Source organism: Streptomyces sp. 796.1 (genome assembly GCF_047525675.1).
Classification (GTDB): domain Bacteria; phylum Actinomycetota; class Actinomycetes; order Streptomycetales; family Streptomycetaceae; genus Streptomyces.
Window position 1 is genome coordinate 1 of the sequence record NZ_JBLIWA010000028.1, and the last position, 14,291, is coordinate 14,291.

Here is a 14,291-nt window from a genome sequence, read left to right on the forward strand (position 1 = left end):
GCGGTGCGCCCCGCCTCGGCCGCGCCGGCCGGCCCGCGCCGCGCGGCCCCGGCCGACCGCCCGGCCGGCTCCGTCGGCGACACTGAGCGGATGAGACTCTTCGCAGCCGTGTTGCCACCGGAGTCGGCCACCGCGGAACTGGCCGCCGCCGTCGCCCCGTTGCACGACCTGCCCGAGGCGGACCGGCTGACCTGGACGGCCCGCGCCGGCTGGCACTTCACGCTCGCGTTCTACGGCGAGGTGGCCGCCGAGACGCTGCCGGACCTGTACACGAGGCTCGGCCGCGCCGCCCACCGCAACGGCGCCTTCCAACTGCGCCTGACGGGCGGCGGCAGCTTCGGCAACCGGGCGCTGTGGGCCGGCGCGTCGGGCGGCCTGCCACCGATGCGGCGCCTGGCCGACGCCACGTCCGCGGCGGCCCGCCGCGCCGGCGTCGACATGTCAGCACACCACGCCTACACCCCCCACCTCACCCTGGCCCGCAACCGCACCGACGCCGTCGACCTGGCCGCGTACGTCGAGGCCCTCGCCGACTTCGAGGGCCGGCCGTGGCGCGCCGAGGAACTCACGCTGGTCCGCAGCAATCCCCCGCAGCCCGGCGTGCCCGGCGCCCAGCCGCGGTACCAGAGGGTGACGTCCTGGCCACTGGGCGAGTGACCGGGCGGGGGCGCCTCCGCCCCGCCCCGCCCCCAAGGCCCGGTCGCAGCCCGGCCACGACCTGCGGCTAACCTCGGAGGGTGGACCCGAAGATTCGAAGCTTGATCGTGAGCGGCACGTTCGTCGTCCTGCTCATCGTGGTGGCCGTGGCCTCCCTCGTACGCTGATCTGCCCTGCGCGCAGCGGGTCTGCCCTGCGCGCAGCCGGCTACGGCCAGTGGATTTGGGCGGGGCCGGGGGGAAGTTTGTCGGCGCGTGGGCAGTGGAGCCAGTCCCCCGTCACCTCGCGAGCGATGTTCGCCGCGGCCACGGCAACCTCGTCATCACCTGCGGCCGGCCGTGCGCGAGCAGGAGGAGACTCGGAGTCCGGCCGATGGAGCGAACTACTGACCCCGACGACCACGCGCTGCGTTTCTTCCTTCACCCTGCACGGGACGTAGAGATGCAGGGAATGCTTGTCGGATAGGTACCCATAGGCTTTGCCCAGGGTGACGGGGACCCCCTGGCGCTGCGTGCTTTCACGCGGGTAGCGATAGACGGGCACGGAGTCGACGGTAATGAGCACCTTCTCGTTCTCGGTACTCAGCTCGCAGTGCCCTTGGTCATAGAGCTTGTCGAAGAACAGCGTCTCCGTCTTCAGCTCACCGTCGTGAGCGGGAAGCAGCGGCTTGACATCCGAGCCGGAAATGCGGTCGTCGCAGACGCGCCGGGGAATTCTCGTGGCGTCGTCATCGGCCAGCGGGTCGGTGCTGACCCACCAGATGCCCGCTCCGATGAGGAGGAGTGCGACAGCGGCGGACATTATGAGCCGAGCGGGCGAGGTGATCGCGGTCAGTTTGGTGGCCATCAGCGGGTTCGCCCATCCGAAAAGCCGGTATTGACGGAGTAGAAGACGTCGTCGGCTGCTCCGGCGCCCGTCGTGCCGGGCGCCGTGGGGATGTTCTCTTTCCTCGCGGCGTCAAGGAAGGCTTGCTTTGTGGCAAGAGCCGACTTTTCGCGCTCGCCGTCGAGGAAGTCTTTCCGGTCGGACTCGATCTGCTGAACGACCTCTTCTTCATCCCTCGTGTAGTGCTTGAGGACCGCTTCCTGGGCGTCCTCATATGCCCAGTTCACGAAGTCGCCGTAGAGCGGAATATGATTTGCCCCCATCTCGGCGAACCTGCCGACCCATTTGGCCCTTTCTTCTAGGCTCTGGTTGTACTCCTGCACTTTCTTGAGGCTGTCATCGGCCGCTGCAATCGATTCTGCTTGCCCAACGGCAGTGATGCTGGCGATCGTCGCCCCAGGCCTTACGACTCGTTCCGCTGTCGGAGCCAGGGAATCTTCACCGATGCCACTGATATTATCTCGGATCGCCTCGGTGGTGACGGCCTGCTGGGCGTGCTTAATAGCCGCATAGGCTTTTGGGTCTTCGGCGGTCGCTTGTAGGAATTTGGTGAGATTGCGTTCGTCGCTCAGGGCTTTAGAATTCGCATCCGCCCCCGCATGATCGAAATACCCGCTGGAGTCGCCACCGGCAAACGTCCGCTGAATGTCATACATGTATTCAGCCGACATGTTCCCGAGATGAGGAGCGATCGCCGCGAGCTCGCCGTCGTGCTTGACCGAACCCGGGTTGCTGCCCACCTCCTTCACCACCCCCTCGAAAACATCGGCCTGCGCCCGCGTATGCGGCTTCAACGGGCCCTCGTCGCCGTACGGGCGGCCCGTCGTCGCGGATTGCAGGGCCTCGCCCAGGGCCTGTTTGGCGGGGACGCGGCTCGCGTCGTCCGGGTCGGTGAGGCCGCTCGTCTTGTCGGGGAGCCATTCCTCGCGGCCGTTTTCGTCGCCCAGGAAGAATTCCAGGTTGCTGAGCCGCTTCAGGTTGCTGTCACCGCCGCCGGTGGCGCCGTTGAAGAAGGCCGTCGAGGCGTCGGGGCTGTTGCCGAACGCCTTGAGGACGCCGGTCATGGGGTCCCAACCGGGGCTCTTCTCGTCCGCGAGGTTGAGGCCGAAGTGCGTGTCGCCGTTGTGCGGGTCGGGCACCGGCCAGGTTGCCCCTTCGCGTTCCTGCTTGACCAACTCCTCGGCGATCGGGTTGAGGAACGCCTTGTCGTAGGTCCCGTACCGCAGCAGGGACGCGAGGGCCTGGTAGCCGACCGGTTCCGCGTGGTCGAGGCCGACCCCCAGCGGTTGCAGGCCGACCTTCTTCAGCTCGTTGATCCACGCCTTGCCGAGGTACGTGCGGTCCTCGCGGAAGGACGTGTGCGGGTTGTCCTTGCCGGATGGCGGGTCGGTCGCGGTGGCCAGGGCGATGCCCATGTCCTTCTGGATGCTCCGGGCCAGTTCGAGGCGGGTCTTGTCGTCGCCCGACGACGCGTTGATGGCGAGTTGGGCCTCGAAGCGCAGGGCGTCCTTCGCGCCCATGTCCCGGTAGAACTCGACCGCGAATTCCGGGTCCTTCGCATTGCCCTGCATCAGCGTGCGGAACTCGGCGAGTTCCGTCGGGCTCAACTCCTCGCCGCTCTCGTGCAGGGACAGGCTCTTCTTCGCGAGCTGCACGGTCCGCTCGCGTTGGACGTCGTCCAGCGAGTCGTACGTCGCATGGCCGAAGTCATGGCTGTCGTTGCCGTGGATCTTGCCCAGGGCGCGGGTCACCGAGCCGTCGATCTCGGCCGCCTGCGCGACGAGGGAGGCGACCCGGTCGGCGAAGTTTTGGAGATAGGCGGTCTGGGCCGCGGTGTCCTTCGTCTGCTCGCCGGACCGGTCCACGTACTTGCAGATCACGCCGCCGTCCGCATCGGACGACACCTGGATGCTGTGTTTCTTCGCGTCCACGTCGATGGCCCGCTTGAGGGACTTCTGGATTTCCGTCAGATCGCGGTGTGCATCGCGCAACATGCTCCAGATGCCCTTCGCCTGGGTGTGCGCATCGTGGAACTCCTCGGCGGTGGTGCGGATGAACGGCCGGGTCACTCCGGCGTTCACCCCTTCCCAGCGGGCCGCTTCGGACTTCCGCACCATGCCGTCCCGCGCCGCCGTGGCCAGTTGGGCGAGTTGGTCCACCATCTCCTTCCAGTCGTCGGCGGCCGAGCCGAGGTCCTTCAAGGGGACCTGGTACAGGTCGTCGTAGGTCAGCCGTGCCATGCTGCGGTCACCTCACGTCATTGCCGTGCGCTTGCCTGGGGCGCTGTTGCCGACTGCTTTCGACCGATGCCGCCGGCTACTCGTAGAACTTGGCGATTTCCGAGGTCGACACGGCCCGGCCGTCGCGGTGCGACATGGTGGCCGCGATCTTCTGGTCCTCGTGGGTGTGCGACTTCTTCGAGTAGTCGAGGTGGTTGGAGATGTGCGCACACGCCTGGAGCAGCGTCTTGACCTGGTCCTCCCAGATCGCCGCCGTCGTCGTCAGGGCATCGCCCATGGTGAAGTTGTGCGAGGTGAGGACACGGGCCGCCGTGGCGGTCGAGCCGTCCCCCGTCGCACCGCGGGTCACATCGCCGGCCTTCTTCAACCTGCCGTGCAGCAGGAACGCTTCGTGGCCGACCTGGCCCAGGTCCTCCTGGTGGACCACGAGCCGGTCCGCGCCGTCGCCCGGAGAACCGCTGGCCGCGCTGTTGAGCCGGGTCCGGCCGTCCGCCTCCGCCGCGCGACGAATCCGGCCCCACTCCTCCTGGAAGGACATATTTCCCCCACTTCCCCCGAGTCCCTTAACTCGCTTGCGTAGCAGCCGAGTTACCGTGCGGAACGATAGTGGGGGCCCGGTGACGGCGGGCGTACTTGAGGTGACGGCGCGGCCGGGATGCGGTGCGGATGGCGCGTCCTGTGCGGTGTGGCTCATTCCGGGAGGGCGCGCGGGGCGGGGAAAACGGCGCGGGCCCCGGCGCACGTGCGCCGGGGCCCATCCCGTGGTCGGACGGCGATCACCGACCGGGTGACCGCCTGGCGGCGGTCAACAGGCGATCAACAGCCGATCACCAGGCGAACGCCTCCGGCGACGGGCCGGGGCCGGGGAAGATCTCGTCCAGGCCGGCCAGCACCTCGTCGCCCAGCTCCAGCTCCACCGCACGCAGCGCGGATTCGAGCTGTTCGGTGGTGCGCGGGCCGATGATGGGCCCGGTCACCTCGGGGCGGGTCAGCAGCCAGGCGAGGGCCGCTTCGCCGGGCTCGATGCCGTGCTTGGCGAGCAGGTCCTCGTACGCCTGGACCTGCTTGCGCACCGCCGGGTTGGCCAGTTCCTCCGCGGCCCGCCCGCTGCTGGTGCGCGAGGCGCCGCCCTCGCGCTCCTTGCGGAGCGCGCCGCCGAGCAGCCCGCCGTGCAGCGGCGACCAGGGGATGACGCCCAGGCCGTAGTCGTGCGCGGCCGGGATGACCTCCATTTCGGCGCGCCGCTCGGCCAGGTTGTACAGGCACTGCTCGCTGACCAGGCCGAGCGAGCCGCGCCGCCGCGCCGCCTCGTTGGCCTTGGCGATGTGCCAGCCGGCGTGGTTGGAGGAGCCGACGTAGAGGATCTTGCCCTGCTGGACGAGGACGTCGACGGCCTGCCAGATCTCCTCCCACGGCGTCGCCCGGTCCACGTGGTGGAACTGGTACACGTCGATGTAGTCCGTACCGAGCCGGCGCAGGCTGGCCTCCACGGACCGGCGGATGTTCACGGCCGACAGCAGGTCGTGGTTGGGCCACGGCGCGTCGTCGCTGGGCGCCATGTTCGCGTACATCTTGGTGGCGAGCACGGTCTTGTCGCGCCGGTCGCCGCCCTTGGCGAACCAGGAACCGATGATCTCCTCCGTGCGCCCCTTGTTGGCGCCCCAGCCGTAGACGTTGGCGGTGTCGAAGAAGTTGATGCCCGCACCGAGTGCGGCGTCCATGATGGCGTGGCTGTCCGCCTCGTCGGTCTGCGGACCGAAGTTCATGGTGCCGAGCACCAGACGGCTGACCTTGAGACCGGTGTGTCCGAGCTGCGTGTACTTCATGGGAGCCAAGCCAACTGCTTGGAGCGGACTCCAAGCAAGCCCGCCGTCCGCCGGTGGGCGTCCGCCACCCTCGTCGGCGGCTCACCGCGGCGCGGCGTGTGCCCGTCACCCGCCGCGGCGCCCGTACGTCCGCGCTACTCCCCGCTGCCAGCCGTCGAGCTACGGGCGGCGCCGCGGGTCGATGTCCCGCAGGTCGATCTCGACCGGGAAGGGCGCGGCCACCTTGAGCTGTTCGCGGAAGACGTCCTTCGCGGTGTAGGTGTCCTTGCCGTCTTCGAGCTCAAAGACGTGGACCACGGCCTGACCGCGGTCCTCCTCGACCCGCCAGAAGTGCGGGATGCCGGCGGCGGCGTACAGGACCGGCTTGCGGTCGCGGTCCCGGGCCTCGGAGTCGGGGGAGACGACCTCGATGGCGAGGACGACGTCGGAGGGCTTGAAGGAGGTTTGGGCGAGGCTGGTGAAGGCCTCGGAGTGCACCACCATGATGTCGGGTTCGGGGCGGCTGCGCGCATCGAGAGCGATGGTCATCTCCCGAAAGACCAGGTGGTCGGGTGGTGCGCAACGAGCGATGCGATCGTCCAGCAGGCGCATGGTCAGGGTGTGGAACGCGGTCTGCGGACTCACGAAAACAAGGCTCCCGTCGATCAGCTCCGTATGCGGAGGCAGGTTCGGAAGCCGGTCAAGATCGTCGGCGGTGTACCCACCCGCGGGCGGGCGGGGCCACTCGGGCTGTGGCGCGACAGGCGTCATTAGTGCTCCCATGATCGGGATTCTTGCCGACCCTTTTAGGGTACCCAGCGGCTTTGTCGCGCCTTCCCCCTTTCGGGGGGTTTACGGAGCGAAGTTGACGCATCGCGGTCGGCTGCGCGCCCCCGTGCGGTCCTGCGGCGGACCCGGCGGCGACCGTGGACGCGGCCCGCACCGTTCCCGCGCGGGATGGCAGGCTTGTCCCCATGGGTTCCCTTGCTCGCGTCGTGACCTGCACCGTTGCCGCCGTGCTCACGGCGCTTCCCGCCGCTTCGCTCGGAGCGGCCCCCGTCGCTTCCGCGCACGCCGCCGAGTTCGGTGGGCGGGCCTCCTCGTTCACGATCGAGGACGAGCGGATCACCGAGTCCAGTGGTCTTGCCGCGAGCCGGGCCCACCCGGGCGTGTACTGGACGCACAACGACAGTGACGACGGCCCGTACGTGTACGCCGTGGACTCGGCCACCGGCCGCACCGTCGCCACCGTCACGCTGCGCGGCATCGGCGACCCGCGCGACGTGGAGGCGGTCTCGGTCGGCCCCGACGGCCGGGTCTACGTCGCGGACATCGGCGACAACATGGGCGGCACCTGGCCCAAGGTGTGGATCTACGCCTTCCCCGAGCCGAAGCGGCTCGCGGACACCACGGTGACCGCCACGCAGTACACCGTGCAGTACGACGGCGGGCCGCGGGACGCCGAGGCGATGATGGTGCACCCGAAGACCGGGCGGGTCTACATCGTCAGCAAGGAGAAGCAGGACGCCGGCCTGTACGCCGGGCCGGCCAAGCTCAGCGCGACCGGCACCAACCGGTTCACCCGCGTCACCGACGTGGACCTGTGGGTCACCGACGGCGCGTTCTCGCCCGACGGGGAACACCTGGTGCTGCGCGGCTACTTCGAGGTCGGGCTCTACGCCTGGCGCGGCGGCCGGATCGAGCACATCGGCGAGCCGCGGATGCCGATCCAGCAGCAGGGCGAGGCGGTGACGTACACGCTGGACGGCGGCACGCTGATGTACGGCACCGAGGGCGAGCACAGCCGGGTCGCGGCGGTGCGGCTCGACGACGACCTGCTCTCGCCGCAGGCGCGCCTGGAGCGGGAGCGCTCGGGCGGCGAAGACGGCAAGGGCGGCAGAGGCGGCAAGGATTCAGCCGGCGACGACGCGAAGGAAGCGGACTCGGGCAACTACTACGTCGCCGGGGTGCTCATCGTGGTCTGCACGGCGATCGGCATGGCCGCGCGAAGGCTGCTGGGCCGCAAGTGAGGCGCGGTGCGTACGCGGAAGGCCCCCGCTGAGCGGGGGCCTTCGGTGCGCGTGGCGAGGGCCCCGGCGCACGGTCTGCGCCGGTGGGCCCGTACGGGCGGAGCCTGCGGCTCCGGTCGGTCAGAGCTTGCCGATGACGTGGTCGACGCAGGCCGTCAGCGCCTCGACGTCGGCCGGGTCGACGGACGGGAACATGGCGATGCGGAGCTGGTTGCGGCCGAGCTTGCGGTAGGGCTCGGTGTCCACGATGCCGTTGGCCCGCAGCACCTTGGCGACCGCGGCGGCGTCGACGTCGTCGGTGAAGTCGATGGTGCCGACGACCTGCGAGCGCTGCGCGGGGTCGGCGACGAACGGCGACGCGTACGGCGACTTCTCCGCCCAGCCGTAGAGCCGGGACGAGGAGTCGGCGGTGCGCTGCACGGCCCAGTCGAGCCCGCCCTGGCCGTTGATCCACTCAAGCTGGTCGGCGAGGAGGAAGAGGGTGGCGAGCGCCGGGGTGTTGTACGTCTGGTTCTTGAGCGAGTTGTCGATGGCGGTCGGCAGCGAGAAGAACTCGGGCACGTACCGGCCGGAGGCGTGCACCCGGGCGGCGCGCTCCAGGGCCGCGGGCGAGAACGCCGCGAGCCACAGGCCGCCGTCGGCGGCGAACGACTTCTGCGGGGCGAAGTAGTAGACGTCCGTCTCGGCGGCGTCCACGGGCAGGCCGCCCGCGCCCGAGGTGGCGTCCACCAGGACGAGCGCGCCCGCATCGGCCCCGGCGACCCGGCGGATCGGGGCGGCGACGCCGGTGGAGGTCTCGTTGTGGGTGAAGGCGTACGCGTCCACGCCGGCCTCGGCTACCGGCTCCGGGTGGGTGCCCGGGTCGGAGCTGACCACCGTCGGCTCGTCCAGCCAGGGGGCGCCGGCGGCGGCCTTGGCGAACTTCGACGAGAACTCGCCGAAGGTCAGGTGCTGGGACTTGCGCTCGATCAGTCCGTGCGTCGCGATGTCCCAGAACGCGGTGGTGCCGCCGTTGCCGAGGATCACCTCGTACCCGTCGGGCAGCGAGAACAGCGAGCTGACGCCGGCGCGCACCCGGCCCACCACGTCCTTGACCGGTGCCTGTCGGTGTGAGGTGCCAAGCAGCGAGGTGCCGGTGGCGGCCAGGGCGCTGAGCGCCTCCGTGCGCACCTTGGAGGGGCCCGAGCCGAATCGTCCGTCGGCGGGCTTGATGTCAGCGGGAATCTGGATATCAGCCACGGGCCGAAGCCTAATCCGTTCCGTCCCCGCCCCTCGGTGCCGTCCACCGGATGAGACCGCCCGGCCACCTGATGCGACCGCCGGCGACCACTCCTGGCCATCTTGGGGTGATCGCCGGGTTCCGGTTTCGGGGTGGGGCCGGCGTGTCCGGGCGGGGGCTCTGGGAGGGGCGGGCCCGGCGCCGACGGAAGGTGTCGTTCCGCCGGCGCCCGGGGGAGTGGGGCGCGCGCTCCGCTCAAGCCGCTCCGCTCAACGCCACCCTGCGCAAGCCGCCCCGCTCAAGCCCTGCCGCTCAGGCCACTCCGCCCCGAGCCGCCCGGAGCCGTCCCGCCCATGCGTACGTGCTCACGCCGTGCCGGGGACCTTGCTCGTCGTCACGGCGATCCGGTTCCAGGAGTTGATGGCGAAGATGACGCCGATCAGCTTGGCGAGTTCGGTGTCGTCGAAGTGCTTGGCCGCGCGGTGGTAGACCTCGTCCGACACGCCGCCGGGCAGCAGTGTGACCGCCTCGGTCAGGGCGAGCGCGGCCTGTTCCCGCTCGGTGAAGAAGCCGGGCGCCTCGTGCCAGGCGCTCACCAGGTTGATGCGCTCCTCGCTCTCGCCGGCCTTGCGGGCGTCGGTGGTGTGCATGAGGAGGCAGTACGCGCAGTGGTTGAGCTGCGACGCGCGGATCTGGACCAGCTCGATGAGGGTGTAATCGAGGCCCTCCTTGGCCGCCATGGTCAGGTCGACCAGGGCCTGGAAGACCTTCGGGGCGGCCTTCGTGAAGTTCATCCGCGCGGTGTGTTCGGCGGCGTGTCCTGCGGTGCGGGCTGCGGTCTGCTCTGTGGTCATGCCTCGACTTTAGAAGCCCGTTGGAACACGCATATGGTTCATGGCCATGGCGGAATCGTGGTGCAAATCGGCTGCTGGGCTGGGCAGTGACCTCCATCTGGAATTGACCGGTCCGGGAGGTGTACGGGCCTCGCTGACCCGGGCGCTGCGGGAGGCGATCCGCGGGGGCCGGCTGGTTCCCGGCACCAGGCTGCCGCCGTACCGCACGCTCGCCGTCGACCTCGGGGTGGCCAGGAACACCGTCGCCGAGGCGTACGCGGAACTCGTCGCCGAGGGCTGGCTGACGGCCCGGCGGGGCGCCGGCACCCGGGTCGCGCAGGGCGCGGTGCCGCCGCCGCCCGCGACCACGCGCAGGCCCACCAGGCCCCCGCTCGCGGCCCGCCCCACCTTCGACCTGATGCCCGGGGCGCCGGACGCCTCCGCCTTCCCGCGCGCCGCCTGGCTCACCTCCTCCCGGCGGGCCCTGGCGGGCGCCCCGAGCTCCGCGTTCGGGGTCAACGACGCGCGCGGGCGCGCGGAGTTGCGGGGGATGCTGGCGGAGTACCTGGCCCGGGCGCGCGGGGTGCGCGCCGACCCGGAGCACATCGTCATCTGTGCCGGATTCGCCCACGGGGTGCGGCTGTTGGCCGAGGTGCTGGCCGGCGTCGGGGCGGGCGACTCGGACCCGGACGGGAACACGGGCGCGGGCGCCGGGCCCGGCCGGGCGGCGCGCGGCGAGGGGGCCGCGGGTCCGGCCGCCGCCTGGGGCCGGGTCGCGGCGGTCGGGCCCGACGTGCTGACCGGCGGGGCGGGGGCCGGGACTGCGGCGGGCGGCGGGCCGACGCTGGCCGTGGAGTCGTACGGGCTCGACTTCCACCGCACGATCCTGCACCGGGCCGGGCTGCGCACCGTGCCGCTGCCGGTCGACGAGAACGGCGCGCAGGTCGCGGAGCTCGCGCGCACCGACGCGCGGGCGGTGCTGCTGACGCCCGCCCACCAGTACCCGACCGGCGGCCCGCTGCACCCCGAGCGGCGGACGGCCGTGCTCGACTGGGCGCGGGCGGGCAACCGGCTGGTGATCGAGGACGACTACGACGGCGAGTTCCGCTACGACAGGCAACCCGTGGGTGCGCTCCAGGGGCTCGATCCGGACCGGGTGGCCTATGTGGGTTCGGTCAGCAAGAGCCTGTCGCCCGCGGTGCGCATCGGCTGGCTGGTGCTGCCCGACGCCCTGGTGGACGCGGTCCTCACGGCCAAGGGCGAGCGCGAGATGTGGGTGGGCATCCCCGATCAGCTCGTCCTCGCTGACCTGCTGGCCTCGGGCGCGTACGACCGCCACGTGCGGCGCATGCGACAGCGCTACCGCCGGCGTCGCGACCAGCTCGTCACCCAACTCGCCGCGCACGCACCGCACTTGACCGTCTCGGGGATCGCGGCCGGGCTGCACGCCGTGCTCGACCTGCCGCCGGACACCGAGCGCAGCATCATCCAGGCCGCGGCCTGGCAGGGGCTGGCTCTGGACGGGCTCGCCTCCTACCGGCACCCGCGGGCCCCGATGCCGCCGCGGGACGGGCTGGTCGTCGGCTACGGCACGCCGCCGGATCACACCTTCGCCGGCGCCCTGGACGCGCTCTGTCGGGCGTTGCCCTCGGCGGGTTGACGGGCCGCCAGCGCGCGGGCCGCCGCCCGTACGGCGGTGGGGGCGCGTAGCGGATCGCGTGCGCCGGTCGGGTAGAGTGACGCGCTCCAGCAGTGGACGATCGAGGAGGTGAGCCCCATTACCGCAGTGTCAGGTCGGGCGCTCCCCCTCATGAGCGTGCGGCTCACCCGGTAGCGGTGACCGCAGGGGGCCCCGCAGGCGATCCGAAAGGCTCCCCATGCCGGACGTTCCCCGCATTCCCCGTATTCCCCGCATTTCGCACGGCCCCCGTACTTCTCGTACTCCCTGTGGTCCTCCTGATCACCACACCGCGCTGCCCGTAGCGGAGCCTCCCGCTGCCGCGCCAGCGCCCGCCGCCAGTACGGCGTCCCCATCCGTCCTCGCCCCGTACCGGCCCGCCGTGATCGCGCGGCTGCGGGCCGCCGGCTGCGTGTTCGCCGAGGACGAGGCGCGGCTGCTGCTGGCCGCCGCCGGTACCCGGGGCGAGCTCGACGCGCTGGTGGAGCGCCGGGTGGCCGGGCTGCCGTTGGAGCAGGTGGTGGGCTGGGCGGAGTTCTGCGGGCTGCGGATCGCGGTCGATCCCGGGGTGTTCGTGCCGCGGCGGCGCACCGAGTTCCTGGTGCGGCGGGCCGTCGCCCATGTGCGGGCCAGCCCGGCCGCGCCCGCCCGCCGCCCCGTCGTCGTGGACCTGTGCTGCGGTTCGGGCGCGGTCGGCGCGGCCGTGAGGGCGGCGCTCGGCCCCGGCATCGCGCTGTACGCGGCCGACGTCGACCCGGCCGCGGTGCGCTGCGCCCGCCGCAACGTCGCCGCCGTCGGCGGGCGCGTCTACGCGGGCGACCTGTTCGACCCGCTGCCCGCCGCGCTCCGCGGCCGGGTCGACGTGCTGACCGCCAACGTGCCGTACGTGCCCACGGGCGCGGTGGGCCTGCTGCCGGCCGAGGCCCGCGAGCACGAGCCGCGGGTGGCGCTGGACGGCGGCGCGGACGGGCTCGACGTGCTGCGCCGGGTGGCGGCCGGCGCGCGGGAATGGCTGGCGCCGGGCGGCTGCGTCCTGGTCGAGACGAGCGAGGGCCAGGCCGCCCCGGCCGCACTCGCCTTCCTGCGCGGTGGGCTGACGGCCCGGCTGACGACGTCGGGCGAACTCGACGTCACGGTCGTCCTCGGCACGGTGGCCGCTGCGGGGCGTGCGGCCGGCGACGGAGATGGCGACGGGGTCGGGGCCGGGTGACCCGGGTGGCCGGCCGCCCTGCCGCGCGGCCGGCCACCCGGGAGCGGGAGCGGCCGAATCGGGCCGTCACTTCCGCACCCCGGACGCGCTGTTACGCGGCCCCGCCGTCCGCCGGCCGCTGCGGCGCACCCCGTACGGAGTCCCGCTGGAAGTCCTCGACGAAGTAGCTGTCGTGTCGGGTGCGGAAGTCCGTCAGCTCCTGCCCGCCGCGCTGGGCCACCTCGGCGACCCGCTCGAAGTACTCCTCGCGGGGCGCGCCGGGCGAGAAGAGCATGAGCATGGTCAGGGGTTCGTCGGTGGTGTTCTTGAACGCGTGCAGGCCCCCGACCGGCACGTACAGGAAGTCGCCGGTGCGGCCGGTCACCCAGCGGTCCCCGTCGTAGAGCTCCAGCGCACCGGAGAGCACGTAGAACGACTCCGACATCGCCCGGTGGAAGTGCGGCTTGGCGCCGGCGGAACGCGCGGCGAGCTCCACCTTGTACAGGCCGAACTCGCCGCCGGTGGACTCGTTCGTGGCCAGGTAGTGGGTGGAGCCGCCGGGCGAGGAGAGCTCCGGTGGCGCGTCCGCGGGGCGGAAGACGGCGCTCACCTCGCCCTCGGCGCCGTGGTAGCGGGGCTCGGGGTAGGCGAGGGGTTCCAGGTAGGACATGGTGCGCTCCTCATCGACGGGTCTGCACCGCATGCTCCCCCCGGCCACCGGGCCGCGGCATCGGGCCCGCGACCCGACTCGGCCGGACCCGGACCGAGGGCCGTAGACCTAGGCCCGCCGGGCAGGTACGGGGCGGTGGGCAGCGTCGTACGGGCGGGCGCTGGTGCCGAGTGGTACGGGAGCGGGCCGGGGGCGGTACGCGTGCGGGCAGGGGGGTACGGGCCGGCGCGGCGTGGGGGTACGGGCCGGCGGCGCGGCTGGCCCGTCGGCCCCGGACAGCGGCCGAAAATCGGTGGAGCCGTGCGGCCGGCCGCCGTTACCGTCCTTTCGCCCACTGTCGTCAGGTCAAGGACATGCCGTTGTACCGCAAGTGAGTCACCCCGAACGCTGATCCGTCGCGCGTCGCCCGAGTGCGCCGCGCTGCTTTCCGCTGCGGTCCCTCACTGAAATCCGGTGTCCCTCTGTGTCCATGAACCGGGTGGCCCTGCCCACCTGCCTGCCCGCCCAGCCGTCGACCACCGGCCGGCCCCGCCCCGACGGCGGCGGCGCGCACCTCGCTGCGTACGCCGCCTGCCGCGTCCCGGCGGGCCCCGCGCCCCACCCCGTCCGGCCGCCCGCGCCGCGCAGCGGGCTCGCCGTGTGGGAGCGGCTGAGCGCGCGGTGCCTGCGCCCCGAGCCACTGGGCCGCTGGCGCGTCAGCGCTGCGGGCCCGGCACTGGCCGCGCCGGCCCCCACCGCGCTGGCCCTCGCCCGGCTGGCGGTGCGGTCCCGGTCGGGCCCCGCGGTGTGGCGCCGCGGGCCGGCCGACGCGCCGCGGTCCGACCGGCCGGCCTGGCAGTCGCCGTACGGGCCGCCCTCGCGCCGGTCCCACCGGGGCCGCTGGGTGCCCGAACCGGGGGTCGGCAAGTCGCTGCCCGCCGCGCGGCCCAGCTATCTGTGTGACCGCTGCGACTGACCCGGCGACGGTCGCTCGCCGGCCGCCGGCCCCGGTGCTGCGCACGCGCGGCGCCGGGGCCGGCGGGCCCGGGACCGGTCCGTGGCCCGGCTGCGCCGCGGCGGCCCGTGCCCGAAATTCGTGCGTCGGG

13 protein-coding genes are annotated in these 14,291 nt (G+C 72.2%); 5 read left to right on the forward strand and 8 right to left on the reverse strand.

The features are described 5' to 3' along the window. Positions 1 to 90: 90 nt before the first annotated feature. Positions 91 to 657, forward strand: a complete 567-nt coding sequence (gene thpR / locus ACMA1D_RS19540) for an RNA 2',3'-cyclic phosphodiesterase (RefSeq protein ID WP_414725366.1) — start codon at positions 91 to 93, stop codon at positions 655 to 657. Between the two features lie 207 nt (positions 658 to 864). Here the strand turns inward: thpR and ACMA1D_RS19545 are convergent, their stop codons facing one another. From ACMA1D_RS19545 to ACMA1D_RS19565, 5 genes are all read right to left on the reverse strand, one after another. Continuing rightward, complete coding sequence (locus ACMA1D_RS19545) at positions 865 to 1,503, reverse strand: hypothetical protein (RefSeq protein ID WP_414725291.1); 639 nt, start codon at positions 1,501 to 1,503, stop codon at positions 865 to 867. Further along, positions 1,503 to 3,782: a DUF6571 family protein gene (locus ACMA1D_RS19550; RefSeq protein WP_414725292.1), complete on the reverse strand. Its 2,280-nt coding sequence runs from the start codon at positions 3,780 to 3,782 to the stop codon at positions 1,503 to 1,505. Before ACMA1D_RS19550 ends, ACMA1D_RS19545 begins: the two co-directional genes overlap by 1 nt. A gap of 76 nt (positions 3,783 to 3,858) precedes the next feature. Continuing rightward, the gene (locus tag ACMA1D_RS19555; protein ID WP_414725293.1) at positions 3,859 to 4,320 is read right to left on the reverse strand and encodes a hypothetical protein; all 462 of its coding nucleotides are present in this window, start codon (positions 4,318 to 4,320) and stop codon (positions 3,859 to 3,861) included. Positions 4,321 to 4,609: 289 nt separating this feature from the next. Next, on the reverse strand, positions 4,610 to 5,608 hold the full coding sequence (locus ACMA1D_RS19560; RefSeq protein WP_414725294.1) for an aldo/keto reductase: 999 nt from the start codon (positions 5,606 to 5,608) through the stop codon (positions 4,610 to 4,612). Positions 5,609 to 5,767: 159 nt separating this feature from the next. Then, positions 5,768 to 6,370 (reverse strand): Uma2 family endonuclease, encoded by a 603-nt coding sequence (locus ACMA1D_RS19565; RefSeq protein WP_414725295.1) that lies wholly within the window; start codon positions 6,368 to 6,370, stop codon positions 5,768 to 5,770. Between the two features lie 191 nt (positions 6,371 to 6,561). Between ACMA1D_RS19565 and ACMA1D_RS19570 the strand changes: the two genes are divergently transcribed. Further along, a complete protein-coding gene (locus ACMA1D_RS19570) occupies positions 6,562 to 7,617 on the forward strand; it encodes a hypothetical protein (RefSeq protein WP_414725296.1) in 1,056 nt (351 codons plus the stop codon). Positions 7,618 to 7,737: 120 nt separating this feature from the next. Here ACMA1D_RS19570 and serC read toward each other — a convergent pair whose 3' ends face one another. Both serC and ACMA1D_RS19580 read right to left on the reverse strand, forming a co-directional pair. After that, positions 7,738 to 8,856, reverse strand: a complete 1,119-nt coding sequence (gene serC, locus ACMA1D_RS19575) for a phosphoserine transaminase (RefSeq protein WP_414725297.1) — start codon at positions 8,854 to 8,856, stop codon at positions 7,738 to 7,740. Positions 8,857 to 9,201: 345 nt separating this feature from the next. Next, positions 9,202 to 9,690: a carboxymuconolactone decarboxylase family protein gene (locus ACMA1D_RS19580; protein WP_414725298.1), complete on the reverse strand. Its 489-nt coding sequence runs from the start codon at positions 9,688 to 9,690 to the stop codon at positions 9,202 to 9,204. Positions 9,691 to 9,736: 46 nt separating this feature from the next. Between ACMA1D_RS19580 and ACMA1D_RS19585 the strand changes: the two genes are divergently transcribed. Together ACMA1D_RS19585 and ACMA1D_RS19590 are read left to right on the forward strand one after the other, a co-directional pair. Then, entirely contained in the window at positions 9,737 to 11,329 is a 1,593-nt protein-coding gene (locus ACMA1D_RS19585) for a PLP-dependent aminotransferase family protein (protein ID WP_414725299.1), read from the forward strand. Positions 11,330 to 11,642: 313 nt separating this feature from the next. Next, complete coding sequence (locus ACMA1D_RS19590; protein ID WP_414725367.1) at positions 11,643 to 12,557, forward strand: putative protein N(5)-glutamine methyltransferase; 915 nt, start codon at positions 11,643 to 11,645, stop codon at positions 12,555 to 12,557. A 91-nt stretch (positions 12,558 to 12,648) separates the two neighbouring features. Here the strand turns inward: ACMA1D_RS19590 and ACMA1D_RS19595 are convergent, their stop codons facing one another. Further along, entirely contained in the window at positions 12,649 to 13,206 is a 558-nt protein-coding gene (locus ACMA1D_RS19595; protein WP_414725300.1) for a cupin domain-containing protein, read from the reverse strand. A 469-nt stretch (positions 13,207 to 13,675) separates the two neighbouring features. Here ACMA1D_RS19595 and ACMA1D_RS19600 point away from each other — a divergent pair, with 469 nt between their 5' ends. Then, on the forward strand, positions 13,676 to 14,161 hold the full coding sequence (locus ACMA1D_RS19600) for a hypothetical protein (protein WP_414725301.1): 486 nt from the start codon (positions 13,676 to 13,678) through the stop codon (positions 14,159 to 14,161). The last annotated feature ends 130 nt before the right edge of the window (positions 14,162 to 14,291 follow it).